Here is a 14,883-nt window from a genome sequence, read left to right on the forward strand (position 1 = left end):
TGCGCACTATTGCGATGATCGCTCCGATTGGAAGTCAAAAAAATGTTTCGGGTCTTTGACATGCCAAAATTCAATGGATCAATTGCTCCTATGACCGCACGGCGTTTGACGTTCGCGGCCCTTATCGGGCTCAGTTTTGCCGGCCTCGCCACCTTGATGACGCTGACGCTTTCTCCTGGTGGATATACGGCGCTCGACCTTTTCATTCTTGTCTGCTTCATGATCACCCTGCCCTGGACCATCATAGGTTTCTGGAATGCGGTGATCGGCCTCCTCATCATGCGGCTTTCCAGAAACCCTGCTGATGCAGTCTGCCCGATCGAGCACGGCGACCCTACTCAGCCGCTGCGAAGCTCGACAGCGCTGCTGTCCTGTGTCCGCAACGAAGATACAGAAAGTCTGGAAACCAATCTGAACGCCATCGTGTCTCACTTGATACGCGCAGGCGAAGCAGACCGGTTCACCCTTTATGTGCTCAGCGACACCAATATGGACGACGTTGCCCTTCTGGAGCAGCAGATGACGTCCCGGCTGAAAGATCGCTTCGAAGGCCAGATGGAGGTGGTCTATCGGCGGCGCACGGACAATCGCGGTTTCAAGGCCGGCAACATCGAAGACTTCTGCGAACGTTGGGGCGATCGACACGAGTTTGCACTGGTGCTGGATGCCGACAGCTACATGTCGGCCGACGCTATTGTCGGACTGGTGCGCCGCATGGAAGCCAATCCCCAGCTCGGCATTCTCCAAAGTCTCGTGGTTGGCCTTCCGACAGACAGCGCATTTGCGCGTGTCTTCCAGTTCGGCATGCGGCTTGGCATGCGTTCCTACACCATCGGCAGTGCCTGGTGGCAGGGTGACTGCGGCCCCTACTGGGGACACAACGCCATCTTGCGGATCAAACCGTTCAAGGAAAGCTGCCGTCTGCCGGAACTGCCCGGGAAGGGCCCGCTCTCGGGAACCATTCTTTCCCATGATCAGGTGGAAGCCGTCCTGATGCGCCGCGCCGGCTACGAAGTGCGCGTACTGCCGCTTGAAACGGGCAGCTATGAAGCCAATCCGCCTCATCTGCTGGAGTTTATCCGCCGTGACCTGCGCTGGTGCCAGGGCAACCTGCAATACCGCCGGCTGATCGGGCTTCCTGGCCTCAAACCCGTTAGCCGGATGCAGCTGGTGCTGGCTATCCTGATGTTCCTCGGCTCTCCTGCGTGGCTGGGCTTCATGACTTCGGCCGCCATCCTCGGCATGGTCACCGACTACATGCCATATCGCCCTGACACTGGCGCCCTGCTCTTCTTCACCGTCCTGACGATGGTGTTCGCGCCGAAACTGGCAACCGTCGCCGACGTGCTTGCCCGTCCGGACCTTCGCAAGGCCTTCGGCGGGCCGATACGTGTCGTCGTGAGCGTTCTTGCGGAAATCGTCTATTCGGCAATGCTGGCACCGATCATGGCCGTGGCGCACTCGCTGTTCATGGGCGGGCTCCTGTTCGGCAAAACCATCGGCTGGGGGGCGCAGGCACGTGGTGTCCAACGACTGCCGGTCTTGCTGGCGGCCCGCAAGCTCTGGCCGCAGACACTCTTCGGACTTGCAGGTCTTGCCTGGCTTTCCACCCAGCCTATCGATCTGGTGTGGCCGGTCATTCCCGTGGCCATCGGGCCACTTCTGGCAGCTGTCATCGCGGTGACAACCTCGACCAGAACACTTGGCCGGATCGCGATCCGTTCAACCCTGTGGCGTATTCCCGAAGAGACCAATCCCCCTGCAGAGCTCGCAGACCTTCATCTGCCGGCGCTTACCAAAGGTGCAGTCGCCGTCCAGCAGCAAGGGCTCGTTCAGGGCGATGCCAATCCGGCGAAGGCGTGACACGGATCAGGCTCGCGCACTGGGACCTGCCAAGTCCATTGAGGGCTGGGTGACACCAGGTGAACCGTCCAAAGCCTCCTTGCTGGCTGAACGCGCCGCATACGAACCAAAAGACCGGCCTCGCAGCCGGTCTTTTTGCATCAGAGACTTTGAAACGGATTAAGCCGCGTTGGAAGAAGCCAACGGCTGGGTCAGAAGATCGTAGATCTCTTGCGCATCATGGGACGCGCGAATGCCCTGGGTGACAGCGCCGTCGCGGAGCTGGCGCGCGATACGGGCCAGAGCCTTCAAATGGTCGGCACCAGCGCCTTCCGGCGCCAGAAGCAGAAACACCAGGTCAACCGGCTCATCATCGAGAGCATCGAAATCGACTGGTTTTTCCAGCTTCGCGAACAGTCCTACCAGACGGTCGAGCCGTGTCAGCTTGCCATGCGGGATCGCAATGCCGTGACCGACACCTGTAGAGCCCAAACGTTCGCGCTGAAGAAGCGTGTCGAAGATTTCCCGTTCGGAAAGACCGGTCAGTTCAGACGCCTTACCGGCGAGTTCCTGAATTGCCTGTTTTTTGCTTTTGGCCTTGAGCCCGGCAATTACCGCGTCTTTACCCAGAAGATCACCAAGATCCATTAGTCCGCCTACAAGTTTCAGAAGCCGGCTTCCCTGAGGAAGCCGACCCCATCCGCATCCTTATTCGGCAGCCTGATTGGCTACCAATGCTGGATCTATCCAGCCAATATTGCCGTCTGGCCTGCGATAGACAACATTGACACCGCCATTTGCCGCGTTTTTGAACAACACGACCGGCGCTTCGGTCAGATCCAGCTCCATTACCGCCATACCGACGGTCATCGTTTTAACTTTCGCGGAAGTTTCGGCAATCACCAGCGGATTGAAATCCACCGGCACTTCCTCGTCTTCCTCGGGCGAAGCCAGCACATAAGATGCTGCTTCCAGAGCCTCCCGGTCGTGGCCGTTGGGGCCATGATGGTCCTTCAGCTTGCGCTTGTAGCGGCGAAGCCGCTTTTCGATCTTTTCCGCAGCCATATCGAAACTGGCGCGCGGGTCCTGATCCTGCGCGGACACTTGAAGTACAATACCGGTGTCCAAATGCAGGCTGCATTCAGACTTGAAGCCTGTGCCCTCCCTGCTGAGCGTAACGTGGCCTGTGAAGCCGCCTGTGAAATATTTTTCCAGAGCGTCTTCGATTCGGTCTGTGACGTGGACGCGCAGTGCATCGCCTACATCGACATTCTTACCCGAAATCCGCAAAGCCATGGGGACCTCTTCTTTTTCTATTGACCGATAGGTCACCGACGTTGCCGCCGGTGTTGAAACGCGAGACGTTTCAAGCTTACAGAATGGACCAGTCAGCGCCGAAGCGCCATCCCCTGTTTACGTCACGAGGGCGGTGCTATAATTGCGCTCGCTCAAAGAGTCAATTGATTATGAATTAAAGAAACAAAGTTGAAAAAGAGCCGTGTAATTGCCTTGTATTGTTTCAGTGGAAATCTCTGAAACATTTTAAATATTGCACCATCGAGCCCTAACGGCAGATCACATCAGGACTTAAAGTCGCACGTTTTTTTCACGCCGGCGCTGAACAGACGAACCGATCTTCATGGCTTCGCGGTATTTGGCGACCGTCCTGCGGGCAATATCGACGCCGTCGTCCTTCAGAATTTTGACAATCGTATCGTCCGACAGGATCGACTTCGGATCTTCGGCATCGATCATCTGCTTGATCCGGTGCCGGACCGACTCCGCCGAATGGGCATCGCCGCCCACCGTTGCGGAGATGGCGGAAGAGAAGAAGTACTTGAGCTCGTAGATGCCGCGCGGGGTCGCCATGAATTTGTTCGAGGTCACCCGGCTGACCGTCGATTCGTGCATGCCGATTGCTTCCGCGACGGTCTTCAGATTGAGCGGACGCAAATGGGCGATGCCGTAGGTGAGAAACCCGTCCTGCTGCCGGACAATTTCTGTCGATACCTTGAGGATCGTACGGGCGCGCTGATCAAGGCTCTTGGCGAGCCAGTTGGCCGTCTGCAACGAGTCGGTGAGATATTCCTTCTCCGTCTCGTTTCGGGCCGTCTTGATGACCTTGGCATAATAGGTCTGATTGACGAGCACTTTCGGCAGGGTGTCCGAATTCAGCTCGATCGCCCAGGTGCCGTCGTTGGCCGGGCGCACGAAGACATCCGGCACCACCGGCTGCACCAGCGCCGATCCGAAGAGACTGCCGGGCTTGGGATCGAGTGCGCGGATTTCCGCAATCATCTCGACCAGATCCTCATCATCGACACCGCAAACCTTGCGAAGTCCCGGCAGATCGCGTCTGGCCAGCAGTTCAATATTGTCGATCAGCGCTTCCATGGCCGGATCGTAGCGGTTTTTGTCGATGAGCTGCAGCTTCAGGCATTCGGCCAGGTTACGCGCAAACACGCCTGCGGGCTCAAAGGTTTGCAAGATGGCCAGAACGCTTTCCAGCCGTTCGGTTTCGACCCCGAGCTGCTCCGCCGTCTCATCGAAATCCAGGTAAAGGTAGCCGTTTTCATCAAGCGAGTTGATCAGGTGGGTCGCGATCAGCTTGTCGGCTTCATCGCCGATCGCCAGATGCATCTGTTCTTCAAGAGACGTGACCAGGGAGGCTTCGTCGGCAACGAAGGCCTCCAGATTGTAATCTTCAGAAGCACCACTGCTGCCGGCGTTCTTGTAACTGTCACCGGCCTTCAGAAGAGCCGGATCCGGCGATGCAGGCACGCCGGGCTCGTCGGGAAAGACGTTGCCCAGGTCGGTATCCATGCGTGAGGCAATGGCCTCCGACCCGGTTTCCAGATCGTTCTGCATCCAGTCGCCTGTATCGGGCTCGTCGCCCTGGCGGGTCTGATTGTCCGCGCCATCGCCGAACGCGTCTGCAGCGGCGTCCCTGCCGCCATCCCCCTCGCCTCCGCCTTCGGCGATGTCGTTCTTTTCCAGAAGCGGATTTCGTTCCAACTCGGCTTCGACATAGGCAACGAGATCGAGATTGGACATTTGCAACAGCTTGATCGCCTGCATCAGTTGCGGCGTCATGATCAGCGACTGACTTTGTCGCATCTCCAGCTTGGTTGAAATGGCCATTGAGTTCCCAGGCAAGCGTTATTTCAAGTTGGTCTGCTTTTTGCTTCTTGATTGCAGACCGAGTGTATAACGTAGCTGGCGGCGTGTCATCAAAGCGTAAACTGTTCACCCAGATAAAGCCGGCGCACATCCGGATTGGTGACAATTTCCTGGGGGAGCCCTTCCGTCAGAACCTCGCCCGAAGCGATGATGTAGGCGCGGTCGATGAGGCCGAGCGTCTCGCGAACATTGTGGTCCGTTATCAGAACGCCAATGCCACGCTGGGTCAGGTGACGCACGAGCTGCTGAATATCCCCTACCGCGATGGGGTCGATACCTGCGAAAGGTTCGTCGAGCAGCATGAAGGACGGACGGCTTGCAAGTGCGCGGGCAATTTCAACGCGGCGGCGTTCACCACCGGAAAGGGCGATACTTGGCGATTTCCGCAAGTGGGTGAGGCCGAATTCAGCCAGCAGCTCATCTAGCTCCTCCCGGCGTTTCTGCCGGTTCGGCTCGATCACTTCCAGAACGGCGCGGATATTCTCTTCCACCGTCAGGCCACGGAAGATGGACGCTTCCTGGGGCAGGTAGCCGATGCCGAGCCGGGCGCGCCGGTACATGGGCATGCGGGTGATGTCGAAGCCTTCCAGCGAGATCTTGCCCTGATCCGGCCGGATCAGCCCGGTGATCATATAGAAGGTCGTGGTCTTGCCGGCACCGTTCGGCCCCAAAAGGCCGACGGCTTCGCCAGGCTTCACGGACAGGCTCACATATTTCACCACCTGGCGGCGGCCATAGGTCTTGCCGATGCCATCGACGACCAGCGCCTGCGACAGTTCTTCGCCATCGTGGCCCGTTTCCGGCATGCTTCCCTGCAATCCGTTATACTCCGAAGACGTTCTCTTCACTGGCGCGCCGTCCATCCGATCATTGCCGCGGCTTCACATAAGGTCTGAGGCCGACACTGTCGAGTCGAACCAGCCGTCAATATCAGTTGCCGTTTTGGTCGTTGTTCACACTGTTGGGCTGAATGCGCACCTTGACGCGGCCGCTGCCCTGGCCGGACACCTTGCCATTGCCGGCGCTCAGATTGGCCTGGCCGGTCTTCAGATTGACGGTCAGCCTGTTCCCGACGACAACATTCGGTCCCTGGCTGAGCACGACTTCCTTGCCGGTCATCACCATGACTTCCTTGTTCATGTCGAAGCTGGCTTCGTCGCCCTTCGCGGTCTGGTCCTTGGAGGTGATGAACACGCCTCCCGCCGCTTCCAGCTTCGAAATCTTCTGCTGGACGGCGCTTTCTTCGGTCTTCTCAGCACCTGAGCCGACGTAGAACACCTTGAGCCGCTGCGTCTTGAGGCTGGTTTCGCCCTGCGTGACCAGCACATCGCCAACGAAGGTTGCGGTGTTGTTGTTGTCTTCGACCCTCAGTTCACTCGCCTCGATCTCGATAGGCTCACCATCGTTCGACCCGAAGCCGGCGAAGGCATCGGAGAAGGTCTGGGCATGGGCCGAACCGGCAAGAAGGGCTGCGGCGGCGGCAATCGTCATGCGTTTCAGAAAAGTCATCTCTTACTGTCCTTGCGAAGCAGGATTGAGGGTCATCTTGATACCGTCGGAAAACCTGACGATTCCCTTGGCTTTATCATAGTCGAGTTTGCCCGCCACGACACGGCCCTGATCGGAACGAATGGACACGACCTGCGAGGTCTTCAGAGCCCCGTTGCTGAGGTCGATTTCCACTTCAGACAGGTCGACCGTGTAGCCTTCACTCCATTCAAGCTGAATGCCTTCATAGAGCCGCAAGCTCTCCGTCGCGTTGTTGTAGGTACCTTTCAGCGCCACAATCTGCGCGCTCTGGTCCTTGCTGAGCGTGATGTCGGCCCGAATGGTCTCAAGATCGATGACGCGCGGGTCACTGAGGCGCTGGATCGCCCTGTAGGCGGTTACCCGGTAGGAGCGGTCACCATCATGACCCGACAGTTCGGGATGATCCATCACCAGCCCCTCGCTGGTCAGCATCATGTTGGTGGCACCAAGCCCGCTGAGCACGTTGAACAAGACCACGAGCCCGACCATGACTGCCAGAATCAACAGCCCGACGCCAGGAAACAGCCAGCGCATGATGCGCACCATCAGGCTGTGTCGGCGCGCGGCTCGTTGGGCGCGGGTCAATGGTCGCCTGGCCGCATGTCCGTGCATATGATCGCCAACAGCGCTCAATCCATTCTCCGAAATCGTGTGCCCGATCTCCTGGCACCTAAGCCATTACGAGTGGGCGAAAATATCGTTTTCTTCCCAGCCCTTCAGATCGAGTTCTGCCCGCGTCGGCAGGAAATCGAAACAGGCCCGGGCAATATGACTACGTTCTTCACGCTCCAGCATCATTTCCAGCCGTTCCTTCAAGGCGTGCAGATGAAGCACGTCCGAAGCCGCGTAGGCCAGTTGGGCGTCGCTCAATGTTTCTGCAGCCCAATCCGAGCTCTGCTGCTGCTTGGACAATTCAACCCCGAGAAGTTCGCGCGTGATATCCTTCAGTCCGTGGCGATCCGTATAGGTCCGAACCAGTTTGGAGGCGATTTTCGTACACCAGATCGGCGAGACCTGGATGTTCAAATAGTGCTGAAGCACCGCAACATCAAACCGGGCGAAGTGGAATATTTTCGGTTTGGCCGTATCGGTCATCAGCGCAGCGAGGTTCGGCGCCTCGCTCTGACCGCGTGCGATCTGGACCACATCGGCGCTGCCATCGCCCGGTGAAAGCTGCACAACACAGAGCCGGTCACGATGCGGGTTGAGGCCCAGGGTCTCGGAATCGACCGCCACCGCACTTGCCGTTTCATAGGCTTTCAGATCGGGCAAATCGCCCTTGTGATAGCGGATGGTCATGACGTTTCGTCTCCTCTGGCCTGTCCCGAGCACAATTTCTGTCGATGCTCCTGCCATAATGATCCAGCAGGACACCTGTTTCTTATCTTCAATGACCGCACCTGCATTTATGCCATGACACATGAACACAGGTTGAACGACCGCAAATGTTATTGCCTGCCGACTGCCCGCAACAGGCAAACGACAGGCCGCTTTTTCGAATAAGTTTTCCGTCAGGTAAAACATGCGGCGGGATGAGGCAAGCCGGTTGACCGCAGAACCATGCCGATACGTGAAGAGAATGCTATTTCTTGATACGAATTGCCTGGTGGCAGCTCATTGCAATTCCAGTCCCAAGTCGCAATCAATGCACCAGGCACTCGGCCGCCGGCCATCCCTCTTTCATGACCGGTTCGGAAAGATGGCGCGACAGCCGAGGCCAACAAACACCCCTCAGGTTCAAAGCTCGCGCCCGCCCCTCGAGTTCAGTTGATCCCGTTTGCCCGTTGAAGCGCGCGCACATAGACAACGATCTTTTGTACATCCTCCTGGCTGACACCATCCACGGGCGGCATATCGCCAAATGGCCAGTGGTGCGCACGCACGCCACGGGAGACTGCGAGCAGAAAGGCCCCGTCGGCGTGATGGCCAGGCTCGTAAATCTTGTGTACCAGCGGGGGCGCGATGCCATCGCGCCCGGCAGCGTTGTCGCCATGACAACTCGCGCAGTTTTCGCGAAAAAGAGTTTCGCCAGCCAGGGCCTGTCCTTCCAGGGCCGGGACTTGCACCGACACCAGCGCGGCTCCACTAGCGGCAGGCGGTTGTTCCTTTCCGGACACGAGCCCCCAGAACAGAATGCCCAGCACAATAACGGACAAGATCGCTGAAACTGTCAGAAAGATCCTGCTCATCAAGCCTGCCTGCTATCTTCATCCAGCTGATCGTGGTCATGCTGGCCGGACAGATCGTCGATGATCGGACAGTTGGGCCGATCGTCACCATGGCAGGCGGTCACCAGCTCTGACAGAACCTTCTTGAGTGAGCGCAGCTCCTCGATCTTGCGATCCACTTCCTTGATCTTCGCCCGGGTGATCGCCTTGACGTCGGCACTTGCCCGGTTGCGGTCCTCGTAGAGAGACAGAAGTTCACGGCACTCGTCGATGGAAAACCCAAGGCTGCGCGACCTTTGAAGGAACTTCAGCCGCTGGAGATCCGCGTCGATAAAATCGCGATATCCGTTCTCGCTGCGCAGAGGGCGGACGAGGCCGATATCCTCGTAGTAGCGGATCGTCTTGACCGGCAGTCCGCTCTGTTCGGAGGCTTCACCGATATTCATTTTTCTTTTCCTTAAAGCTTCAGCGTGCGCAGACGCAGCGCGTTGCTGATAACCGAAACCGAAGACAGGCTCATGGCGGCGGCGGCCAGCATCGGCGACAGCAGTATGCCGAAGACCGGATAGAGCACACCGGCCGCCACAGGCACACCGACCGCATTATAGACGAAGGCGAAAAAGAGGTTCTGCCGGATGTTGCGAACCGTCTCGCGGGCGAGCTTCCGGGCGCGCAGGATGCCTTCCAGATCACCCTTGAGCAGCGTCAGTCCGGCGCTTTCCACCGCGACATCGGCCCCCGTGCCCATGGCAAGACCGACATCGGCAGCAGCCAATGCAGGCGCATCGTTGACACCGTCACCAGCCATGGCAACCGTTGCCCCCCTGGACTTCAGGTCTTCAATGAGCTTCTTCTTGCCTTCCGGCAACACACCGGCGTGAACCTCGTCAATCCCCAGCAGCTTGGCTACGGCGTCTGCCGTGCGGGGCGCATCGCCCGTCGCCATAACGATCCTGATACCGTCGTCATGCAGGGCGCTGATGGCTGCCCTGGCATTTGCCTTGACCGGATCCGCAACGGCGATGAGCCCAAGAAGCTGCGCTGTCTCACCAGCCTCTTGCACCAGATACATCACCGTCTTGCCCAGCTCAGCCAGTTCTTCGGCACGATCGCCAAGATCGGACAAATCGGCGCCACTTTCGCTGGCAAAAGCGGCGTTGCCAAAAAGAACGACTGCATCATCGACCCGTGCACGCACGCCTTTCCCCGTGACGGCTTCGAAGTTTTCTGCCCTGGGCAGATCCAGATCCTGGCTTTTGACTGCCCCGAGGATCGCTTCGGCAAGCGGGTGTTCCGAGCCTTTTTCAAGCGCGCCGGCCAGCCGCAGAAGCTCCATTTTGCTTTTGCCGGCGGCCGGAACAAGCTCATCGACAACCGGTTTGCCTTCGGTAAGGGTTCCCGTCTTGTCAACGACGATCGTATCCACCGCTGCTAGCCGTTCCAGACCTTCGGCGGTCTTTACCAGAACGCCGGCCTGCGCGCCTCTGCCCGTTGCCGTCATGATCGACATCGGGGTGGCAAGGCCGAGTGCACACGGACACGCGATAATGAGCACCGAGACGGCCGCGACAACCGCGTGAACGAATGCAGGGCTTGGACCTACGAACAGCCACATCACGAAAGCAAGCACCGCCACACCGAGTACCGCAGGCACGAAGTATCCTGCAACGCGATCGGCCAGCCCCTGGATCGGGGCGCGTGAACGTTGCGCCGAGGCAACCATGTCGACGATCTTGGACAACATGGTGTCCGCACCGACCAGCTTCGCCTTCATGGTGAAGGACCCGGTCTTGTTGAGCGTTCCGCCGGTAACCTTGTCTCCCGGGTTCTTTTCGACCGGAACCGGTTCCCCGGTGACCAGGCTTTCATCGACGGATGACCCACCCTCCTTGACCACGCCATCGACCGGAACAGCCTCGCCTGGTCGAACGCGCAACAGATCCCCTGCGAGGATACTCTCAAGCGGAGCGTCGTATTCGTCACCCTCCGGTGTAATTCGCCGGGCTGTCTTGGGGGCGAGGTCCAGCAGGGCGCGGATCGCGTCGCCCGTGCGTTCGCGGGCGCTCAGTTCCAGTACCTGGCCTACGAAGACCAGCGCGATAATCACCACCGAAGCCTCGAAATAAACCGGCATATGGCCCTCCGGTCCCTTCAGCGCATCCGGGAACAGGAAAGGCAGGAAAGCGGCAATCATGGAATAGAGATAGGCTGCACCGACACCGATCATGATCAGTGTCCACATATTGAAATTGCGAGTGACCAGAGACGCCCAGCCCCGCTGGAAAAAAGGCAAGGCTGCCCAAAGGACTACCGGCGTAGCCAGCAGGACTTCCAGGTAGATCGCAACGCTTTCGCCGATCCAGTCCCGGATCGGCACGCCTACCATCGGCCCCATGGTCAGGATCAGAAGCGGGACAGCCGCCAGGGCACTAACCCAGAGCCTGCGGGTAAAATCGACCAGCTCATGGTTTGGTTCGTCGGAAACGCCGCTCTGCGGCTCCAGTGCCATCCCGCAAATCGGGCAGGTTCCCGGACCTTCCTGGACGATTTGCGGGTGCATGGGGCAGGTATAAAGCGCGCCCTTGGCGGACTGTTCCGCCTCCATCGCCTTTTTCTTCCTGCTATTGCCGGACACATAGAAATAGGGATCAGCCTCGAACTTGTCGTGACACTTCGGACTGCAGAAGTGGAACTCCTCGCCCTTGTATTTCAGGCTCGGCTTGCCTTTTCCAAGAGTAACCGACATGCCGCAGACCGGGTCCGTGACCTTGCCTGCCTCGCCAGTCTGGTTCGGCTGGATCGCTGAATCCTGCATGATGTTCGCCCTGATGGATCTTCGATCTCCTCATCAGATAGGCCCTCCAGTTGCTGGAAGGTCAAGGCGGGCAATTGCTTATTCTTCGGCCCGGTGTTTATCCCGATCCGAGATAGGCTTTCTGTACGGCCGGATCATTGAGCAGGGCAGATGCCGTATCAGCGCCTGTGATCAGGCCGTTTTCAATCAGATACCCCCTGTCCGCGATCGCCAGGCTTCGCTTGGCGTTCTGTTCGACCAGAAGGACGCCGATGCCGGTTTCCCGGATGCGCGACAGGTTCTCGAAGAGTTCGCCCGACAGGAGTGGCGACAGGCCAAGGGACGGCTCGTCCAGCATCAGGATGTCCGGGTTCGACATCATGGCGCGGCCGATGGCCACCATCTGCTGTTCGCCACCCGACATGGTCCGAGCGGTCTGGTTGCGCCGCTGTGCCAGTTTCGGAAAGAGAGCAACCACCTTTTCCAGGTTCTCCTGCCGGCTTGCTCGCGCCCGCTCCGGATAGGCGCCCAGCATCAGGTTTTCCCAGACGCTGAGATCGCCGAATATGCCTCGGCCTTCCGGCACGAAGGCTATTCCAGCCTCGACGATCCTGTCCGCTTTCATCTGGCGAAGGGATTGGCCAGCGAGTGCTGCCTCACCACTGACCGTTCCTGCACTGATCCCGGCGATGGCCCGCAACAGCGAACTCTTGCCGGCCCCGTTTGCGCCCAGAATGACGACGATCTCGCCTTTCGATGCGGTCAGGCTGACACCCTGAAGGGCTGCATGAAGACCATAGGTGACGGTGAGCCCGTTGATATCCAGCATCAGCCATCCCCCAGGTAGGCCCGGATGACTTCCGGGTCGGAAAGCACGTCTTCCGGTGTGCCTTCGGCAATCCGGGCGCCCGAGTTGATCACCAGGCACCGGTCGCATAGCGAGCGGATGGCGTCCATGACATGTTCGACAAGAATGATCGTCCGTCCCTCCTGGCGCAGGCTGGCAATCAGATCGATGCCGACCGTCAGCTCGGAAGGATTGAGACCGGCGAGCCACTCGTCCAGAAGAAGGACTTCCGGTTCACTGGCGAGTGCGCGGGCAAGTTCCAGCCGCTTCTGGTCGATGTAGGTCAGCGCGGAGACCGGCTTGCCACTTTGCCTTTCCAGACCGACCCTTGCCAGAAGCTCCGCCGCGAAAGTTTCCACCTCCTTGCCCCAGCGCCTGGCATGGCCGAAGACGCCGCCGGCGATGACGTTTTCCAGCACGGTCAGCTCCGGCAAAATGCGGACAAGCTGGAAGGTTCTGGAAACGCCAGAGCGGGCAATTTCGTGGGGCTTTTTCCTGGTCAGATCCTGCCCCTTGAGAATGATCGCCCCGGAGCTCGGCTTCAGGGCGCCGGAAATCATGTTCATGGTCGTGGACTTGCCGGATCCGTTCGGCCCGATCAGCCCCATCACCTCATGCTCGAGTACCTGGAAACTGACATTGTTGACTGCAACAAGACCGCCGAAGCGCTTGCTGAGGCTTTCCACGTGAAGGATCGGTTGTCCTGATGTCATGACGACCTCCCTGCCAGAAGCTTGCCGAAAAGACCGGTGACACCATTCGGCAGGAAATAGACGATCAAAAGAAAGGCGAGCCCCAGAACCAGCGTGGTGGCATTGGGGAAAGAGACAGAAATCACCTCCCACAGGAGCGTGAAGGGAAGAACGCCCAGAAGCGGGCCGTAAAGTTTACGCGTGCCACCCAGAAGAGCCATGATGACAACGACGAAACTGAGCTCCGGCGAGAACACGACATTCGGTTCGATGTAGTAGTAGCGCGGTGCGACGATGGCACCGACAAGAGCGGCAACGAAGCCGGTGGTCATGAACATCAGGACCTTGGTGCGCGCGGTGTTGATGCCGACATGGCGCGCCACAGCCTCGTCATTGCCGAGAATGCGCAGCGCGAACCCGAGCCGCGACCGCCCCAGCCACCAGCCGAACACGAACACGGCGGCAAGAACGGCAAGCAGCATCCAGTAGATATGCGTTTCATCCAGGTCGGTGAGCACATAGAGCCCGCGGCTGCCGAGGAAATTGTTCTGCACCCAGCTGACGAGGTTGCGGACCATTTCCGCAAGACCGAGCGTGAAGATGACGAAATAGACGCCGGACAAGCGCAGGGTCGCCCAGCCGATCACCGCGGCGAGCGCTGTCGCGACAACGGGGGCGAGCGCCGCCATCGCCCAGAAGCTCTGGTCGTAGTCGCTCATGCCGAGGCCGACCAGATAACCACCGATGCCGAAAAAGGCGCCCGTCGACAGGGCAATGTAGTGGGTCGGCCCGGAAAACAGCGACCATGAAGTGGCAAGGGCGGCATACATCAAAACGGTTACGGCGATCGACAGCCAGTAGCCGTCTGCAACAAAGGGAACGCATGCGGCGGCGGCCAGAAGCGCTGCGGCGCCGGGCATCGCAAGGGCTGAAATGTTCATGCGGGTCTCCTGCCAAACAGGCCCTGGGGCCGAAACAGGAGAACAAGCAGAAAGATCGTGTAGGCAGCAGCCAGGGTCAGCCCCGGATCGATCAGCGTCGCCACGGCGGTTTCCACCACGCCCAGGATCAGCGCAGCCACAATTGCCCCGCGAATGTCGCCGACCCCGCCCATGATCACGATGATCAACGCCTTCATGGTGAAGATGACACCGAACGACGGATCAAGCGTGACGAAGGTTGAAATCAGCACGCCCCCCATCGCCGTGATCGTGCCGCCGATGGCAAAGGCCAGCGCGCTGATGCGTTCGACGTTGATGCCGACAAGACCGGCTGCCATCGGACTGACGGCAACAGCCCGGACAGCCAATCCGGCGTTGGACCGGTTCAGCCACAGATAAAGCGCCAGACTGATGGCCACGGCCCCGCCGAAGGCAACCAGCCGGTTGGCGGCAACCGTCGTTCCGGCAACGTCCACCGGAACGGCAAGGAAGGAATAGGCAAACAGTTCCGGATAGATCAACACCATGGTGCCCACCAGAATGAATGCCATTCCGAAGGTTGCCAGAATGGAGTCCACCTCTAGCTGGCCTTGCGTTTTCGCCCGCCGGACAAGCGGCAGAAGCAGGACGCGGTAGACCAGCCAGCTGGTTGCGAACGCCAATGGCGCCACGAGGAACACCGTGATCAGCGGACTTATGCTAGCCGCGGTAAAGGCAAGAAATGACGCCAGTGCCCCCATGACCAGAACCTCGCCATTGGCAAGGTTCATGATCCGGGCGACGCCGTATTGCAGATTGAGCCCCATGGCTATGAGCGCATAGGTTCCGCCCAGAAGCAGGCCGGAAATCAGGATGTCCATCTAAACTACCAATTCGCGAGACGATCCGG

At 59.1% G+C, this 14,883-nt stretch carries 15 protein-coding genes; 1 reads left to right on the forward strand and 14 read right to left on the reverse strand.

Annotated elements, in window-relative coordinates; genetic code table 11:
- Positions 1 to 90 precede the first annotated feature (90 nt).
- Positions 91 to 1,863: a glucans biosynthesis glucosyltransferase MdoH gene (mdoH, locus tag ACYQ6M_RS17555; RefSeq protein ID WP_460074788.1), complete on the forward strand. Its 1,773-nt coding sequence runs from the start codon at positions 91 to 93 to the stop codon at positions 1,861 to 1,863.
- Positions 1,864 to 2,022: 159 nt separating this feature from the next.
- Here mdoH and ptsN read toward each other — a convergent pair whose 3' ends face one another.
- From ptsN to ACYQ6M_RS17625, 14 genes are all read right to left on the reverse strand, one after another.
- Positions 2,023 to 2,490: a PTS IIA-like nitrogen regulatory protein PtsN gene (gene ptsN / locus ACYQ6M_RS17560; protein ID WP_023001645.1), complete on the reverse strand. Its 468-nt coding sequence runs from the start codon at positions 2,488 to 2,490 to the stop codon at positions 2,023 to 2,025.
- A gap of 60 nt (positions 2,491 to 2,550) precedes the next feature.
- The gene (gene hpf, locus ACYQ6M_RS17565) at positions 2,551 to 3,138 is read right to left on the reverse strand and encodes a ribosome hibernation-promoting factor, HPF/YfiA family (RefSeq protein WP_023001646.1); all 588 of its coding nucleotides are present in this window, start codon (positions 3,136 to 3,138) and stop codon (positions 2,551 to 2,553) included.
- Between the two features lie 291 nt (positions 3,139 to 3,429).
- Positions 3,430 to 4,983, reverse strand: a complete 1,554-nt coding sequence (rpoN, locus tag ACYQ6M_RS17570; protein ID WP_023001647.1) for an RNA polymerase factor sigma-54 — start codon at positions 4,981 to 4,983, stop codon at positions 3,430 to 3,432.
- Between the two features lie 89 nt (positions 4,984 to 5,072).
- Positions 5,073 to 5,828 carry an LPS export ABC transporter ATP-binding protein gene (gene lptB, locus ACYQ6M_RS17575; protein ID WP_023001648.1) on the reverse strand — a complete coding sequence of 252 codons (756 nt, stop codon included), beginning with the start codon at positions 5,826 to 5,828 and terminating at the stop codon, positions 5,073 to 5,075.
- Between the two features lie 124 nt (positions 5,829 to 5,952).
- A complete protein-coding gene (locus ACYQ6M_RS17580; protein WP_023001649.1) occupies positions 5,953 to 6,531 on the reverse strand; it encodes an LptA/OstA family protein in 579 nt (192 codons plus the stop codon).
- Between the two features lie 3 nt (positions 6,532 to 6,534).
- Positions 6,535 to 7,185, reverse strand: coding sequence for an LPS export ABC transporter periplasmic protein LptC (gene lptC, locus ACYQ6M_RS17585; RefSeq protein ID WP_208984459.1), 651 nt, complete (start codon positions 7,183 to 7,185; stop codon positions 6,535 to 6,537).
- 45 nt (positions 7,186 to 7,230) lie between these two features.
- Complete coding sequence (locus ACYQ6M_RS17590; RefSeq protein WP_031269608.1) at positions 7,231 to 7,851, reverse strand: ribonuclease D; 621 nt, start codon at positions 7,849 to 7,851, stop codon at positions 7,231 to 7,233.
- A gap of 464 nt (positions 7,852 to 8,315) precedes the next feature.
- Positions 8,316 to 8,741: a c-type cytochrome gene (locus tag ACYQ6M_RS17595; protein WP_460074789.1), complete on the reverse strand. Its 426-nt coding sequence runs from the start codon at positions 8,739 to 8,741 to the stop codon at positions 8,316 to 8,318.
- Positions 8,741 to 9,166, reverse strand: a complete 426-nt coding sequence (gene cueR / locus ACYQ6M_RS17600) for a Cu(I)-responsive transcriptional regulator (RefSeq protein ID WP_055658337.1) — start codon at positions 9,164 to 9,166, stop codon at positions 8,741 to 8,743. The genes ACYQ6M_RS17595 and cueR overlap by 1 nt, the downstream gene beginning before the upstream one ends.
- A gap of 11 nt (positions 9,167 to 9,177) precedes the next feature.
- Positions 9,178 to 11,535 carry a heavy metal translocating P-type ATPase gene (locus tag ACYQ6M_RS17605; protein WP_460074790.1) on the reverse strand — a complete coding sequence of 786 codons (2,358 nt, stop codon included), beginning with the start codon at positions 11,533 to 11,535 and terminating at the stop codon, positions 9,178 to 9,180.
- 97 nt (positions 11,536 to 11,632) lie between these two features.
- Positions 11,633 to 12,343: an ABC transporter ATP-binding protein gene (locus ACYQ6M_RS17610; RefSeq protein WP_023001655.1), complete on the reverse strand. Its 711-nt coding sequence runs from the start codon at positions 12,341 to 12,343 to the stop codon at positions 11,633 to 11,635.
- Positions 12,343 to 13,074, reverse strand: coding sequence for an ABC transporter ATP-binding protein (locus ACYQ6M_RS17615; RefSeq protein ID WP_460074791.1), 732 nt, complete (start codon positions 13,072 to 13,074; stop codon positions 12,343 to 12,345). Before ACYQ6M_RS17615 ends, ACYQ6M_RS17610 begins: the two co-directional genes overlap by 1 nt.
- Positions 13,071 to 13,994, reverse strand: coding sequence for a branched-chain amino acid ABC transporter permease (locus ACYQ6M_RS17620; protein ID WP_075281342.1), 924 nt, complete (start codon positions 13,992 to 13,994; stop codon positions 13,071 to 13,073). Before ACYQ6M_RS17620 ends, ACYQ6M_RS17615 begins: the two co-directional genes overlap by 4 nt.
- Positions 13,991 to 14,854, reverse strand: coding sequence for a branched-chain amino acid ABC transporter permease (locus ACYQ6M_RS17625; protein WP_023001658.1), 864 nt, complete (start codon positions 14,852 to 14,854; stop codon positions 13,991 to 13,993). Before ACYQ6M_RS17625 ends, ACYQ6M_RS17620 begins: the two co-directional genes overlap by 4 nt.
- Positions 14,855 to 14,883 lie beyond the last annotated feature (29 nt).

It is taken from the genome of Roseibium sp. ROS1 (assembly GCF_054658215.1).